The following is a 12,973-nucleotide window of genomic DNA, read 5'->3' on the forward strand; positions in this document are numbered from 1 at the left end:
GTTACTCGGCCACGGCTTTACCGATCGTGGCCTCGGCCGACCAGATGCGATAGCGCACTTCCAGATCCTTGGGCACATAGAGGACGATCGGCAGCTTGCTGTTGTAGCGCAACATGAAGCCATCACCCACCACCGGCACGAAGCCCTGCGTGGTGGTGCCTTCGGGGCAGGCCATCAGGGTGCTCATCGGGCCGATCACCTTGTCGATCCGGTAGTACGGATAGCCCCAGCCTTCCAGGTTCTTTTCCTCGAGGATCCCGCCCAGGCGTGGCTTGTTGCAGTCCACGGGCAGGGTCTTACCGGCGATGATCTCGACCTGGTAATCCTCTTCAGTGTTTTTCGGCGCGAGTTGAATGACCAGCCGGGTGTGGCCTTTCTCGGCTTTCGGGAAAGGCGCGACATCTTCGAGCTTGGCCGCCAGGGCCTGGGTCGACAGGCTGGCCAGCAGCACGGCGAGGGCGCCGAGGTGAGGGGAACGCATAGTGCCTCCTTGCGTGGGAAATGAATGAATTCAGCGCGAGCATTTTTACTGTGGCGACGAATCATTGCAAATCGCAACCGGGCAAATTGCGGTAGGAATTATCCCGATTAAGGCGTTTTGCATGAGGCGAAAGGCCAGCTCCCAGGGCAAGTCGCTGATCCTTCGGCAGTTCGTCTCAAGCAGGGTTCGGCATGTTTTATGCGGTTCTTCTCTTGATGCCCAATAAAAATCGGTTCGATCAACGATCAAGAAGAAGGAGCGTTTAGTCATGTTTTTGTCTGCCCTGGAATTACGCAACATCATCGAAAGCAGTTTTTTGCCGAAACGCTGCCAATGCACCCTCTCACCAGAGTTATCGATGACCATCAAGGTGTTCGGTGACCACCAGACCGATCAGCTCGATCTGATAGTCACCGGCATAGACGCCAGCGCCTTGACCGGCTGCCGCGAAATCAACGAGCTGATTGCCGGGCTGCGCCAGGAATTGGCGAACAGGCCCGGCAATCAGCAACTCAGGGTCAGGGCCTTATAGGCTTCAGTTCTGATAGCTGCAGGCGTCCGACAGCTTTTGATAGGTGATGGCTTCCTGTTTGCCGACGTTATCGATGAAGGTCATTTGCGCGGTGATGACTTTGCAGTCCCAGGTCGCGGGTTCGGTCATTGAAATGACCTTTTCCACGTGCAGCGGCATGCCGTAGTGATAGGGCACGGGTTTGACCGGGCTGCTATCGGCCAGCGCGAAGCCGGACACAGCGCTGCAGGCGAGGGCAGATACGAGCAACAGGGGGGGCATGTTCATGGAATTTCTCCAGTGCGGGCTTGAGTGGGCACGACCTTGCACAAGGTCGGCGCTGCCGCGCTGGGCGTCATCAGGGTTGGCGCGAACGCGGTCCAGTTACTCTTGGACTATAGAATTAACTGATCGTTACGCGGATTTTTCCGACTAAAGTCGTCTGCCGTGTCACCAGGCCCTCTGCGATCATTGCCGATCACTACCTGTCACTTCCCCCATCACTGCGGCGCTCGGTTGTCGGCCGGGTGAGCGCTGTGTGTTGTCTGCTGGAGCTTTACATGCGTCCCCCGTTTTCCCTCATCACCCCGTGCCCGTTCCTGGGCCTGGGCGCTGTCGTCCTGTGCGGCGGTTTTACCGCAACCAGCCATGCCGCCGGTTTCATTGACGACAGCAGCGCGCAACTGGAAGCGCGCACGGTGTATTTCAACCGCGACTTTCGTGATGGTCACAGCTCCAACCCCCAAGGCGCGTCCAAACGCGAAGAGTCGGCCCAGGGCTTTATTCTCAATCTGCAGTCGGGCTACAGCGAAGGCACCGTCGGTTTTGGCGTCGATGCCCTGGGCATGCTCGGGTTCAAGCTTGATTCCAGCCCCGGTAGCAGCAACAGCGGCCTGTTGCCTTCCTCGGGCTCCCACCCGCGAGGTTCGGAGGATCAGTACGCCAAGCTCGGCCTGACTGCCAAGGCCCGGGTCTCCCACAGCGTGCTCAAGTACGGCGCCTTGCTCCCGGACATGCCACTGCTCAAATACAACGACGGCCGCCTGCTGCCGACCCAGTTCAACGGTGCCTTGCTCACCTCCAGCGAGCTCAAGGACCTGACCTTCACCGCGGCGCGCCTGGACGGCTACACCGCCCGGGATTCCACCGACCGCCAGGACATCCGTGTGCACTGCAAGAACAAGCGTTACGCCTGCAATATCACTGCCGATCACTTTGATCTGTATGGCGTTGATTACCGCGTCAACGAGCGTCTGAGCGCCCAGTATCAGTATGCGGAGCTGGAAGATATCTACCGCCAGCACTTTATCGGCCTGCTGGGCAATCAACCGCTGGGTGTCGGGCGGTTGAAAGGCGATTTGCGGCTGCTCAGCAGCAGTGACAGTGGCGCCGCCCGTGCCGGTTCGATCGACAACCGCGCGCTCAGCGCCATGCTCGGCTACACCCTCAGCGGCCACACCTTCAGTGGCGGCTGGCAGCGGATGATCGGCGACAACTCCATGCCTTACCTGGATGGCAGCAACCCGTTCCTGGTCAACTACGTGCAGGTCAACGACTTCGCTGCAGCCCAGGAACGTTCCTGGCAACTGCGCTACGACTATGACTTCAAGGCCATCGGCATCAATGGACTTAGCTTTCTCACCCGCTATGTCAACGGCGACCGGATTAAGGTTGCCGGGAGCGACGAGGAGGGCAAGGAGTGGGAACGTGACAGCGAGCTCAAGTACGTGGTGCAAAGCGGCACCTTCAAAGACCTGAGCCTGCGCCTGCGTAGCGCCACCTACCGGACCAACTACGCACAAGTGGCCCGGGATGTGGACGAAACGCGGTTGATCGTCAGTTACAACTTTTCGCTGCTGTGAGGCTGCGGCCTCATCCCGAGCAAGCTCGGTCCCACAGAGATAGTTGGACGGCGACAATGTCAGGCCACATGCACCTGCAATGGAGCATTGTCGGCCAGCAGCCGTTCAATGGCGCCCGCCAGCAGACTGTGCAGCAGGCGCTCGCGTTCGCGGGGGGGCAGGGGGTGGTGTTGCAACCAGCCGGGGGCGTTGTTGAGGAGGCTGGCGATGGCGTGGCCGGCGGCTTGCAGTGCAGGTTCGCTCAAAGACGATACGGGGCACAACACGCGGATCAGCCGTTGCTCATAACCCAACTGCAACTGGCGAACCTGCGCCTGTTGTTCTTCATTCAGGCAACTGCTGTCGCGTTCCACCAGGCGGAAATGCCAGGGCATGTCCTGGTGCAGCTTTAGGTGCGCCTGGATCAGCGGTTGCAGGCGATCGAGGGAGCGCCGCCGTTCAATGCGGGCCAGAGTCGCCAGCAGTTCTTCGTAGAATTCTTCGATCAAATCCAGCAGCAGGTGCTGTTTGCTCGGGTAGTGGTGATACAGCGAACCTGGGGTCAGCCCCAGGTACGCTGCCAGCTCACGCATGCCGACCTGGCCAAAGCCCTTGCTGGCGAACAGCTCCAGGGCTTTGTCGCGGCTGTCCGCGAAGCGCGAGCAGCGCTCAGTCGTAGGCATGGAAGCCGCGCCCGGTCTTGCGACCCAGATAACCCGCCGCGACCATTTCCTTGAGCAAGGGCGCGGGGCGGTATTTGCTGTCGTTGAAGCCGTCGTAGAAGGCTTGCATGATCGCCAGCAGGGTATCCAGGCCAATCAGGTCGGCCAACGCCAGCGGACCGATCGGCTGGTTGCAGCCCAGGCGCATGCCGGCGTCGATGTCCTCGGCGTTGGCCAGGCCTTCCTGTAGCACCAGCACTGCTTCGTTGATCATCGGCACGAGGATGCGGTTGACCACGAAGCCCGGACGGTTGCCCGCCGTGATCGCGGTCTTGCCCAGGCGCTCGGCCATGGCCAGGGCCAGGGCGTGTGTCGCGTCGCTGGTTTGCAGGCCACGGATCACTTCGATCAGCGCCATCACCGGCACCGGGTTGAAGAAATGCAGGCCGATGAAGCGCTCAGGATGGCTGACACTGGCTGCCAACTGAGTGATCGACAGCGACGAGGTATTCGAAGCAATCACGCACTCACTGCCGACCTGAGCCGCCGCCTGTTGCAGCAAGCGCAGCTTGAGGTCGAGGTTCTCGGTGGCCGCCTCGATCACCAGTTGCACGCCGTGCAGGCTGGCGTAGTCAGTGCTGGTGGCAATCTTGTCGAGGGCCGCCAACTTCTGCTCTTCACTCAGGGTGCCCTTGCTGACCTGGCGATCGAGGTTTTTGCCGACCGTCGCCAGGGCCTTTTGCAAGGCGCTGTCGGCAATGTCGATCAGGGTCACGTTGAAGCCGGCCACCGCGCACACCTGCGCGATGCCGTTGCCCATGGTGCCGGCGCCGATGACGCCAATGTTCTGCAGGTTCATGGTCAGGTCCTTGCTCACACGCGCTCGAACAGCACGGCGATGCCTTGGCCGCCGCCGATGCACATGGTCGCCAGAGCGTAACGGCCCTGCACGCGGTGCAGTTCGTGGATGGCTTTGGTGGCGATGATCGCGCCGGTCGCGCCCACTGGGTGGCCCAGGGAAATGCCGGAACCGTTAGGGTTGACCTTCTCCGGATCGAAGCCCAGTTCTTGAGCCACGGCGCAAGCCTGGGCGGCGAAGGCTTCATTGGACTCGATGACGTCGAGGTCGGCGACGGTCAGGCCGGCGCGCTCCAGCACCAGGCGGGTGGCCGGGATTGGACCGAGGCCCATCATGGCTGGGTCGACACCGGCGTGGGCGTAACCGACGATCCGCGCCATCGGCTTCAGGCCTTGCTCTTCCACCAGCTTGCCGGTGGCCAGGACCAGCGCACCGGCGCCGTCGTTGAGGCCCGAGGCGTTGCCGGCGGTGACGCTGCCGTCTTTCTTGAACGCCGGTTTCATGCGCTGCAGTTGCTCGCTGCTGGCGTCTTCACGCACGTGCTCATCGGTGGCGAAGGACACCGGACCTTTGCGGGTCGGCACTTCGATCGGCACGATCTGACTGTCGAAACGACCTTCGGCAATGGCGCGCACGGCACGTTGCTGACTTTGCAGGGCCAGGGCGTCCTGAGCTTCGCGGGTGATGCCGAAGTGTTCAGCAATGTTTTCCGCGGTGATGCCCATGTGGATGCCGGCGAACGGGTCGTGCAGGGCGCCGAGCATGTAGTCGATGCCCTGGATGTTGCCCATGCGCGCACCCCAGCGAGCTTGCGGCAGCAGGTAAGCGCCACGGCTCATGGATTCGACACCACCGGCCAGGGCGGCATCGGCATCACCGAGCATCAGGCTCTGAGCGGCGCTGACAATCGCCTGCAGGCCCGAGCCGCACAGACGGTTGACGTTGAAGGCCGGGGTTTCCTTGGGCAGGCCGGCGTTCATCGAGATCACGCGGGACAGGTAGGCGTCGCGGGTTTCGGTCGGGATCACGTGGCCCATCACGGTGTGGCCGATTTTTTCCGGGGCCAGGCCCGAGCGCTCGATGGCCGCACGGGCGACGGTGGTGCCCAGGTCGATCGGCGCCACGTCCTTGAGCGAGCCGCCAAAACCGCCGATCGCGGAACGCACGGCGCTGAGGACAAAAATATCGGAATGCTTCATGGGGAACCCCTGGGTCTCGTGGGACGCGCGTCGCTCACGTACTATGGTCGGCGCCGCGCTGATGTCGGTTGAAGTTGCAGGCACGCCAAGCGGTCACTGCAAGTGATGGCATCGAGTCTAGGGTTTGCCGCGACGGTTCGCCTATGCCGCAACCGCGCAAAGGTGCTGGCGTTTTTTGCCATATTCGGATGATGGGGAGCAGATGCGCGAAAGCGATTCGGTAGCGGTGTACTTCGTGTACCCGATGATCCATGCCCTGCGCACGGATCCGCAGCGCCTGCAGGCGATCCTCGAAGAAGTGGGCATCGATCAGGCGCTGTTGCAGCAGCCGGCGGCGCGGGTGCCCGCCCAGGCGTTCGCCGCCCTGTGGCTGGCGCAGATCCGTGAGCTGGACGACGAGTTCTTCGGCCTCGACTCCCACGGCATGCCCCCCGGCAGCTTTGCCCTGATCTGCCGCGCGCTGATCCAGGAAACCAACCTGGAAAAAGCCATGCGCCAATGCCTGGCCAACTTCGCGCTGTTCCTGCGGGACTTTCGCGGCAGCCTGACGGTGCGCGGCAAACGCGCGGTGATCAGCTTGCAGACCGAAGCGCAGAACGATGAACTGGCGCGTTATGGCGAAGAAACCTTCCTGGTGTTGATGATCAGCCTGCTGTGCTGGCTCGGCGGACGGCGGATCCCCATTGATCGCGCTGACTTTCAGCATGAGCGTCTGTCCCTGAGTGACGACGCCTTGCTCTGGGGCGCCAACCTGACGTTCGGCGCCCAGCGCACCGAAATCGAGTTCGACAGCCGTTACCTGCAACTGCCGGTGACCCAGGACCTGGCCTCGCTCAAGGCCTTCCTGCGAAGTGCCCCGCAATGGCTGGTGATCCGTTTCCGTAACCAGCACGGCCTCGCCGCCCAGGTCCATCAGCGCCTGCGCCACACCCACTACAGCCAGTGGCCGACCCTGGAAGCCTTTGCCAGCGAACAACACCTGAGCCCCAGCACCGTGCGCCGCAAGCTCGAGCGCGAGGGCTGCTCGTTCCAGGAGATCAAGGACGAGGTGCGGCGTGCCGTGGCCATCGAGCAACTGCGCCGGACCCAGGCCAGCGTCACGGCGATTGCCGAGCAGATTGGCTTTCAGGAACCCAGCGCCTTTCACCGCGCCTTCAAGAAGTGGACGGGTGAGAGCCCAGGGCGTTATCGGGCACGCTTCCAGGGCAAGCCGTAAGCGCCAGCGCCGCCACCATGAAGTCGATGAAGGCGCGGGTCTTCTGCGGCACCCGGCGCGCCGACGGGTAAACCGCGTGGATGCTGATGGGCGGCGCCTGCCACTCGCACATCACCGGCACCAGGCGGCCCGCGCACAGCGCCTCCTCGACAATGAAATCGGGCAGCAGGGCAATGCCCATGCCGGCTTCGGCGGCCTGCGCCAGCAAGTCGCCGTTGTTCGCGTGCAACGGTCCGGTGACATGTACCCGCTGAGTCTCCTTGCCGTTGCTCAATTGCAGGCTGACGCCGCTTTGCAAGTAGCCGTAGTTCAGGCACTGGTGCGCGCTCAGCTCCTTGGGTGAGCGCGGCGTCCCGGCCCGCGCCAGGTAGCACGGCGAGGCCACCAGGATCCGTGGGGCAGGGGCCAGCAGGCGGGCGACCAGCGATGAATCCGCCAGGCTGGCAATGCGGATGGTCACATCGAAACCGCCGCGCACCGGGTCGACCTGCTGGTCGCTGAGCACCAGTTGCAATTCGATGTTCGGGTGCTGCGCATGGAACTGCGGAATCAGCCGCCCGAGCCGCCGCAGACCAAACGACATCGGCGCATTGACCCGCAACACGCCGCGCAACTCACCGCTGCCACTGCGCGCCCGCTGCTCGGCCTCATCCACCGCCGCGATCACTTCCCGCGCCGCCTCGTAGTACTCGGCGCCGGCTTCGGTCAAGTGCAGGTTGCGGGTGGTGCGTTGCAGCAATTGCACGCCAATGGCCTCTTCCAGCGCTTGAATCTGTTTACTGACTTTCGAGCGTGGCACACCCATCAGCCGGGCAGCAGCGGCGAAGCCGTTTTCCCCAACGGTGGCGACAAACGCCCGCATGCAATCGACGCGGTCCATAACTGTCCCTGATGTTGAAACAATGAATCCGGATTCTAGGTAATTGTCCCTGTAATGACTAGTCGCTAAATTGGCCTCCAGACGCGCTGCACACCGCAGCACGCACCGCCCATCACTGACATCAAAAGGAACGCGCCATGTCCATTCGTGAACTGCTCAACCCAAGCAACTCCACCCTGATCCTGATCGACCACCAGCCGCAAATGGCTTTCGGCGTGCAATCGATCGATCGCCAGACCTTGAAGAACAACACCGTGGCCCTGGCCAAGGCGGCGAAGATTTTCAACGTGCCGACCCTCCTCACTTCGGTCGAAACCGAAAGCTTCAGCGGCTACATCTGGCCGGAATTGTTGAGCGTGTTCCCGGATCAGCAGCCGATCGAGCGCACCTCGATGAACTCCTGGGAAGACAAGAAACTGGTGGAAGCGGTCAAGGCCACGGGGCGCAAGAAACTGATCATGGCGGCGCTGTGGACCGAAGTTTGCTTGAACTTCCCGGCCCTCGAAGCCCTGGCTGAAGGCTACGAGGTGTACATCGTCACCGACGCCTCGGGCGGCACCAGCAAGGAAGCCCATGACATGTCGGTACAGCGCATGATCCAGGCCGGTGCGGTGCCGGTGACCTGGCAGCAGGTGTTGCTCGAATACCAGCGCGATTGGGCACACAAGGAAACCTACGACGCAGTGATGGGTCTGGTGCTCGAGCACAGCGGCGCCTACGGCATGGGCGTCGACTACGCCTACACCATGGTGCACAAGGCGCCGCAGCGTCAGGTCAAGTAAAGCTGTCGGCCGGGCGCGAACTTCGCGTCCGGCCCTGACGTTGTTGAGCTACCGTTGAAGGTCTTCACCGGGCCTGGAGAGTGAGTGATGGAAATCGATCTGTCGGACGGCGTGGTCACCCTGTTGGTGCGGCACACGGTCAGGAAGGGCCAGGATCAGGCCTATGAAGAGTGGCTACGCGGGATCATCGCCAAGGCGCGCAGCTATCCCGGACACCTGGGCATCGATGTGATGCGCGGCCATCGCCAGGGCCTGGCGCAGTTCACCAGCGTCCTGCGTTTCGCCAGCACCGAGCAACTGCAGACCTGGCTCGACTCCGAAGACCGCCGCAGCCTGGTGGAGATCGCCCGGCCGATGCTTGCCGACGGCGACCAGACCGAAATCAATGCCGACCGCGAGTTCTGGTTCACCCCGGTGGAAGCCGGTGCCACGCCACCACCGCGCTGGAAGCAGGCCTGTGTGACCTTCCTGGTGATCTTGCCGCTGACCTTCCTGGTGCCGCTGCTGTTCCAGCCGCTGTTCAGTCGGGTGCCCTGGCTGGGCGGACGGGTGCCGGCCAACGTGCTGATCACCGCGACCATTGTGCTGCTGGTGGTCTACGTGTTCATGCCCCGTGTCACCCGCCTGTTCAGCCGCTGGCTGCAACCGCCGGCTGCCTGAGCCTTTTTTCGATAAAGGAATCCTGTGATGCACAACACAATTGCCGATCTGATTTTGCACAACGGTCGCCTGCACACGGTCGACCGCGCCAACCCCACGGCCACCGCGGTGGCGATCAAGGACGGGCGTTTCGTCGCGGTGGGCAACGACGCCGAGGCCATGGCCCTGCGCGGCAGCGCGACTCAGGTGATCGACCTGAAGGGCCTCACGGTGATCCCCGGGCTCAATGACTCGCACCTGCACCTGATCCGTGGCGGCCTCAACTACAATCTGGAACTGCGCTGGGAAGGAGTGCCGTCACTGGTGGACGCCTTGCGCATGCTCAAGGACCAGGCCGAACGCACACCGGCGCCGCAGTGGGTGCGGGTGGTGGGCGGCTGGAACGAATTCCAGTTTGCCGAAAAACGCATGCCGACTATCGATGAACTGAACAAGGCGGCGCCCGATACCCCGGTGTTCGTCCTGCACCTGTACGACCGCGCCTTGCTCAACCGTGCGGCCTTGCGGGTGGTGGGCTACAACCGCAACACACCGAACCCGCCGGGTGGCGAGATTGTCCGCGATGCCAACGGCGAACCCACCGGCATGCTGGTGGCGCGGCCCAACGCGATGATCCTCTATTCGACCCTGTCCAAGGGGCCGAAACTGCCGCTGGAATATCAGGTCAACTCCACTCGTCAGTTCATGCGCGAACTCAATCGCCTGGGCGTGACCAGCGCCATCGACGCCGGCGGTGGTTTCCAGAATTACCCCGACGACTATCAAGTGATCAACGAGCTGGCGGCCAAGCAACAGTTGACCATCCGCATCGCCTACAACCTGTTCACCCAGAAACCCAAGGAAGAGCTGACCGACTTCAAGAACTGGACCGGCAGCGTCACCCTGCACCAAGGCGATGATTACCTGCGGCACAATGGCGCTGGGGAAATGCTGGTGTTCTCGGCGGCGGACTTCGAAGATTTCCTCGAACCGCGTCCGGATCTGCCGCTGACCATGGAGCAGGAACTGGAACCGGTGGTGCGCCATTTGGTGGAGCAGCGCTGGCCGTTTCGCCTGCACGCCACCTACGACGAATCGATCTCGCGGATGCTCGACGTGTTCGAGAAGGTCAACCGGGATATCCCGTTCAACGGCTTGCCGTGGTTCTTCGATCACGCCGAAACCATCAGCCCGAAAAACATCGAGCGGGTGCGGGCGCTGAACGGCGGCATCGCGATTCAGGACCGCATGGCTTTTCAGGGCGAGTACTTTGTCGAGCGCTACGGCGCCAAGGCGGCCGAGATGACCCCGCCAATCCAGCGCATGCTCGCCGAGGGCGTGCCGGTGGGCGCCGGCACCGATGCCACGCGGGTGTCGAGCTACAACCCCTGGACCTCGCTGTACTGGATGGTCAGCGGGCGCACGGTGGGTGGCCTGGAGCTGTATCCGCAGGGTTTGTCCCGCGACACCGCGCTGGAACTGTACACCCACGGCAGCGCCTGGTTTTCGTCGGAGCAGGGCAAGAAAGGCCAGATCAAGGTCGGGCAACTGGCGGACCTGGTGGCGCTCTCGGCGGACTATTTCAGTGTCGAGGACGAGGCCATCAAGTGGATCGAGTCGCTGTTGACCGTGGTCGGCGGCCAGGTCGTGCACGCCGCCGGTGACTTCGATCGGCTGGCGCCGGCGCCGTTGCCGGTGACCCCGGACTGGTCGCCGGTGGTCAAGGTGCCGGGGCACTGGCGGCCGCAATCGCCGCTGGCCAACCAGGTTCACCAGTGCAGCGGCCCCTGCGCGGTGCATTCCCATAGCCATGATCGGGCGCGCCTTTCGAATGCGCCGGTCAGCGACTTCCAGGGCTTCTGGGGGGCGTTTGGTTGTTCGTGTTTCGCCTTCTGATTGAAACCACCGGGGCGCCTGAACAGCGCCCCGGTTTCTGACTGCGGTTGCTTGCGTGAAATTTATACTGTAGTTTTTCATGAAATTATAAAAACATAATTTCATGGTGCCCGAATGTTCCTACAGTCCTCCCAGCATGTCGCCAGCTACTACGCCCACAGTTGTGCCGATCGTTTGCTGCAGCGCCCGGCGCTGGAGAGCGAGCAGGACACCGAGGTGCTGATCATTGGCGCCGGCTTCAGTGGCCTGCACACCGCGTTGCGCCTGGCCCTGGCGGGCAAGCGCGTGACCCTGCTGGAAGCCAGTCGGGTGGCCTGGGCGGCCTCGGGGCGCAATGGCGGCCAGGCGATTCTTGGCTGGTCGTGCGACATGCCACCGCTGGAGGCGGCGCTGGGTTACGAGCGCGCTCGCCGGTTGTGGGACAGCATGCGCTGGGCGGGGCAGGAACTGCGTGAACTGCCGGGACGTCATGGCTTCGACTGCGACTATCGCCCCGGGCATTTATGGACGGCGGTGATGCCACGGCGGGTCAGCATTCTCACCGAATGGCAACACGAGGCCAGCCACAAGTGGGGCCATGACGCCCTGCAATTCATCTCCCGTGAACAGCTGCCGCAATGGGTCGCCAGCGAGCGCTACCAGGCGGGTCTGTTCGACCCCGAAGGCGGACACCTCAACCCACTGAAACTGGCCTTGGGTCTGGCCGCTGCCATCGAGCGCGCCGGCGGGCATATCTATGAACAGAGCAAGGCGCTGAATTATCGCGAGGAGGGCGGGCGTTATGTGGTCAGCACCGAGCGCGGGCAGATTCGCGCCGACGTGCTGGTACTGGCCTGCAATGCCTACCTCGACAAACTCGACCCGCAACGGGCCAGTTGCGTATTGCCGGTGGGCACTTACCAGGTCGCCACCGCGCCGCTGGCCCCGGAACAGGCCGAGGCCTTGCTGCCCGGCAACGTCTGCGTCACCGACAACCAGTTCGTCCTCGACTACTTCCGCCGCACCCCGGACCACCGCCTGCTGTTTGGCGGCGGCTGCACCTACCTCGGCGGCATGCCCAAGGACATAGGCGCGGCCACCCGGCCATTTCTCGAACGGGTATTCCCCCAGCTCAAGGGCGTGGAACTGGAATACACCTGGGGCGGGCACATCGACCTGACACTCAAGCGCACCCCGGACATCGGCCGCAGCGGCGATCTGTACTGGCTGCAGGGCTACTCGGGGCACGGCGTGCTGCCAACCCTGGCCGCCGCTCGAGCCGTGTCCGCGGCGATCCTCGGCGATGACGACGAACTGGCGCTGTACCAGGGACTGCGCAATGACAGTTTCCCCGGCGGCAAATACTTCGCGGCGCCGCTGGAAGCCATCGGCAAGGCCTGGTATCGCTTGCGCGACAGCATATGAGCCCACCTCTTCCGGAATTTTTGCGATGAACAAGCAAGAAGAAATCGCTGCGCTGGCGATCCTGATTCACGACCTGCGCAAGCACAAGAAATACACGCTCAAGGAACTGGCCGACAAAATCGACCGCTCGGTGGGCTTCCTGTCCCAGGTCGAACGTGGCCTGTCGCGCCCGACCGTGGCCGACCTGACCGCGATCAGCGAAACCCTCGGCGTGCCCACCACCTATTTCTACAGCCTGCCGAAACCCAAGGTGCTGCCGTGGGTCACCCGGCCCGATGAGCGCCGCACCCTGTATTTCGCCAACGGCATCACCGACATCCTGGTCTCGCCGAAAATGCGTTCGAGCTTTTCCATGCTCGAAAGCCGTCTGGAAGCCGGGGCCAACAGCGGCGACCGGCACCTGACCGACAGCTCGGAGCAGGGCGGCTACGTGCTCGAAGGCGAACTGACCCTGTGGCTGGACGGCGACGATGAACCGGTGACCCTGCTGGCCGGCGACAGCTTTCAGCTCGACAGCCACACCCGCTGCCGCTACGGCAACCTGACCGACCAACTCACGCGCGTGCTGTGGGTCTACACCTGATAACAACAACGGGAACCTTG

Annotated in this window: 15 protein-coding genes; 8 read left to right on the top strand and 7 right to left on the bottom strand. The window is 62.9% G+C overall.

Translation table 11 applies throughout. The features are described from left to right. Window position 1 precedes the first annotated feature (1 nt). Window positions 2–481: a serine protease inhibitor ecotin gene (gene eco, locus NR126_RS23975; RefSeq protein WP_027618390.1), complete on the bottom strand. Its 480-nt coding sequence runs from the start codon at window positions 479–481 to the stop codon at window positions 2–4. Between the two features lie 45 nt (window positions 482–526). Further along, entirely contained in the window at window positions 527–847 is a 321-nt protein-coding gene (locus NR126_RS23980) for a hypothetical protein (protein WP_177433279.1), read from the bottom strand. On the opposite strand from NR126_RS23980, the gene NR126_RS23985 reads away from it, so the two are divergent. Next, window positions 750–1,013, top strand: a complete 264-nt coding sequence (locus NR126_RS23985) for a DUF1652 domain-containing protein (protein WP_256831837.1) — start codon at window positions 750–752, stop codon at window positions 1,011–1,013. The two genes, NR126_RS23980 and NR126_RS23985, sit on opposite strands and share 98 nt — an antisense overlap. Before the next feature lie 3 nt (window positions 1,014–1,016). Here NR126_RS23985 and NR126_RS23990 read toward each other — a convergent pair whose 3' ends face one another. Continuing rightward, window positions 1,017–1,280, bottom strand: a complete 264-nt coding sequence (locus NR126_RS23990; protein ID WP_027618388.1) for a DUF2790 domain-containing protein — start codon at window positions 1,278–1,280, stop codon at window positions 1,017–1,019. 272 nt (window positions 1,281–1,552) lie between these two features. Between NR126_RS23990 and NR126_RS23995 the strand changes: the two genes are divergently transcribed. Then, window positions 1,553–2,854 carry an OprD family porin gene (locus NR126_RS23995; RefSeq protein ID WP_256831838.1) on the top strand — a complete coding sequence of 434 codons (1,302 nt, stop codon included), beginning with the start codon at window positions 1,553–1,555 and terminating at the stop codon, window positions 2,852–2,854. Window positions 2,855–2,913: 59 nt separating this feature from the next. Here NR126_RS23995 and NR126_RS24000 read toward each other — a convergent pair whose 3' ends face one another. The 3 genes from NR126_RS24000 to NR126_RS24010 are packed head-to-tail and all read right to left on the bottom strand — an operon-like array spanning window position 2,914 to window position 5,553. Beyond that, the gene (locus NR126_RS24000) at window positions 2,914–3,516 is read right to left on the bottom strand and encodes a TetR/AcrR family transcriptional regulator (RefSeq protein ID WP_027618376.1); all 603 of its coding nucleotides are present in this window, start codon (window positions 3,514–3,516) and stop codon (window positions 2,914–2,916) included. After that, the gene (locus NR126_RS24005) at window positions 3,503–4,354 is read right to left on the bottom strand and encodes a 3-hydroxybutyryl-CoA dehydrogenase (protein ID WP_027618375.1); all 852 of its coding nucleotides are present in this window, start codon (window positions 4,352–4,354) and stop codon (window positions 3,503–3,505) included. The genes NR126_RS24000 and NR126_RS24005 overlap by 14 nt, the downstream gene beginning before the upstream one ends. 14 nt (window positions 4,355–4,368) lie before the next feature. Next, on the bottom strand, window positions 4,369–5,553 hold the full coding sequence (locus NR126_RS24010) for an acetyl-CoA C-acyltransferase family protein (protein ID WP_027618374.1): 1,185 nt from the start codon (window positions 5,551–5,553) through the stop codon (window positions 4,369–4,371). A 202-nt stretch (window positions 5,554–5,755) separates the two neighbouring features. On the opposite strand from NR126_RS24010, the gene NR126_RS24015 reads away from it, so the two are divergent. Further along, window positions 5,756–6,769 (top strand): AraC family transcriptional regulator, encoded by a 1,014-nt coding sequence (locus NR126_RS24015; RefSeq protein ID WP_105755753.1) that lies wholly within the window; start codon window positions 5,756–5,758, stop codon window positions 6,767–6,769. Here the strand turns inward: NR126_RS24015 and NR126_RS24020 are convergent. Then, on the bottom strand, window positions 6,708–7,649 hold the full coding sequence (locus tag NR126_RS24020; RefSeq protein ID WP_051550511.1) for a LysR family transcriptional regulator: 942 nt from the start codon (window positions 7,647–7,649) through the stop codon (window positions 6,708–6,710). The two genes, NR126_RS24015 and NR126_RS24020, sit on opposite strands and share 62 nt — an antisense overlap. Window positions 7,650–7,786: 137 nt before the next feature. Between NR126_RS24020 and NR126_RS24025 the strand changes: the two genes are divergently transcribed. The 5 genes from NR126_RS24025 to NR126_RS24045 all read left to right on the top strand — a co-directional run bounded on the left by NR126_RS24025 (window position 7,787) and on the right by NR126_RS24045 (window position 12,953). After that, window positions 7,787–8,431 carry a hydrolase gene (locus NR126_RS24025; protein ID WP_027618372.1) on the top strand — a complete coding sequence of 215 codons (645 nt, stop codon included), beginning with the start codon at window positions 7,787–7,789 and terminating at the stop codon, window positions 8,429–8,431. An 87-nt stretch (window positions 8,432–8,518) separates the two neighbouring features. Further along, complete coding sequence (locus NR126_RS24030) at window positions 8,519–9,091, top strand: antibiotic biosynthesis monooxygenase (protein ID WP_027618371.1); 573 nt, start codon at window positions 8,519–8,521, stop codon at window positions 9,089–9,091. Window positions 9,092–9,118: 27 nt separating this feature from the next. Continuing rightward, window positions 9,119–10,966 carry an amidohydrolase gene (locus NR126_RS24035; protein ID WP_256831840.1) on the top strand — a complete coding sequence of 616 codons (1,848 nt, stop codon included), beginning with the start codon at window positions 9,119–9,121 and terminating at the stop codon, window positions 10,964–10,966. A 114-nt stretch (window positions 10,967–11,080) separates the two neighbouring features. Beyond that, the gene (locus tag NR126_RS24040; protein WP_256831841.1) at window positions 11,081–12,370 is read left to right on the top strand and encodes an FAD-binding oxidoreductase; all 1,290 of its coding nucleotides are present in this window, start codon (window positions 11,081–11,083) and stop codon (window positions 12,368–12,370) included. A gap of 25 nt (window positions 12,371–12,395) precedes the next feature. Continuing rightward, window positions 12,396–12,953, top strand: a complete 558-nt coding sequence (locus tag NR126_RS24045; RefSeq protein ID WP_256831843.1) for a helix-turn-helix domain-containing protein — start codon at window positions 12,396–12,398, stop codon at window positions 12,951–12,953. Window positions 12,954–12,973: the final 20 nt, after the last annotated feature.

Origin of the sequence: Pseudomonas sp. Pse1 (assembly GCF_024519635.1) — a bacterium.
Taxonomy (GTDB): Bacteria; Pseudomonadota; Gammaproteobacteria; order Pseudomonadales; family Pseudomonadaceae; genus Aquipseudomonas.

Excerpts from the sequence above, each read along its gene's own strand:
- eco (WP_027618390.1), bottom strand. The coding sequence starts at position 481 with ATGCGTTCCCCTCACCTCGGCGCCCTCGCCGTGCTGCTGGCCAGCCTG.
- NR126_RS23985 (WP_256831837.1), top strand. The coding sequence starts at position 750 with ATGTTTTTGTCTGCCCTGGAATTACGCAACATCATCGAAAGCAGTTTT.
- NR126_RS23980 (WP_177433279.1), bottom strand. The coding sequence starts at position 847 with ATGGTCATCGATAACTCTGGTGAGAGGGTGCATTGGCAGCGTTTCGGC.
- NR126_RS23990 (WP_027618388.1), bottom strand. The coding sequence starts at position 1,280 with ATGAACATGCCCCCCCTGTTGCTCGTATCTGCCCTCGCCTGCAGCGCT.
- NR126_RS23995 (WP_256831838.1), top strand. The coding sequence starts at position 1,553 with ATGCGTCCCCCGTTTTCCCTCATCACCCCGTGCCCGTTCCTGGGCCTG.
- NR126_RS24000 (WP_027618376.1), bottom strand. The coding sequence starts at position 3,516 with ATGCCTACGACTGAGCGCTGCTCGCGCTTCGCGGACAGCCGCGACAAA.
- NR126_RS24005 (WP_027618375.1), bottom strand. The coding sequence starts at position 4,354 with ATGAACCTGCAGAACATTGGCGTCATCGGCGCCGGCACCATGGGCAAC.
- NR126_RS24010 (WP_027618374.1), bottom strand. The coding sequence starts at position 5,553 with ATGAAGCATTCCGATATTTTTGTCCTCAGCGCCGTGCGTTCCGCGATC.
- NR126_RS24015 (WP_105755753.1), top strand. The coding sequence starts at position 5,756 with ATGCGCGAAAGCGATTCGGTAGCGGTGTACTTCGTGTACCCGATGATC.
- NR126_RS24020 (WP_051550511.1), bottom strand. The coding sequence starts at position 7,649 with ATGGACCGCGTCGATTGCATGCGGGCGTTTGTCGCCACCGTTGGGGAA.
- NR126_RS24025 (WP_027618372.1), top strand. The coding sequence starts at position 7,787 with ATGTCCATTCGTGAACTGCTCAACCCAAGCAACTCCACCCTGATCCTG.
- NR126_RS24030 (WP_027618371.1), top strand. The coding sequence starts at position 8,519 with ATGGAAATCGATCTGTCGGACGGCGTGGTCACCCTGTTGGTGCGGCAC.
- NR126_RS24035 (WP_256831840.1), top strand. The coding sequence starts at position 9,119 with ATGCACAACACAATTGCCGATCTGATTTTGCACAACGGTCGCCTGCAC.
- NR126_RS24040 (WP_256831841.1), top strand. The coding sequence starts at position 11,081 with ATGTTCCTACAGTCCTCCCAGCATGTCGCCAGCTACTACGCCCACAGT.
- NR126_RS24045 (WP_256831843.1), top strand. The coding sequence starts at position 12,396 with ATGAACAAGCAAGAAGAAATCGCTGCGCTGGCGATCCTGATTCACGAC.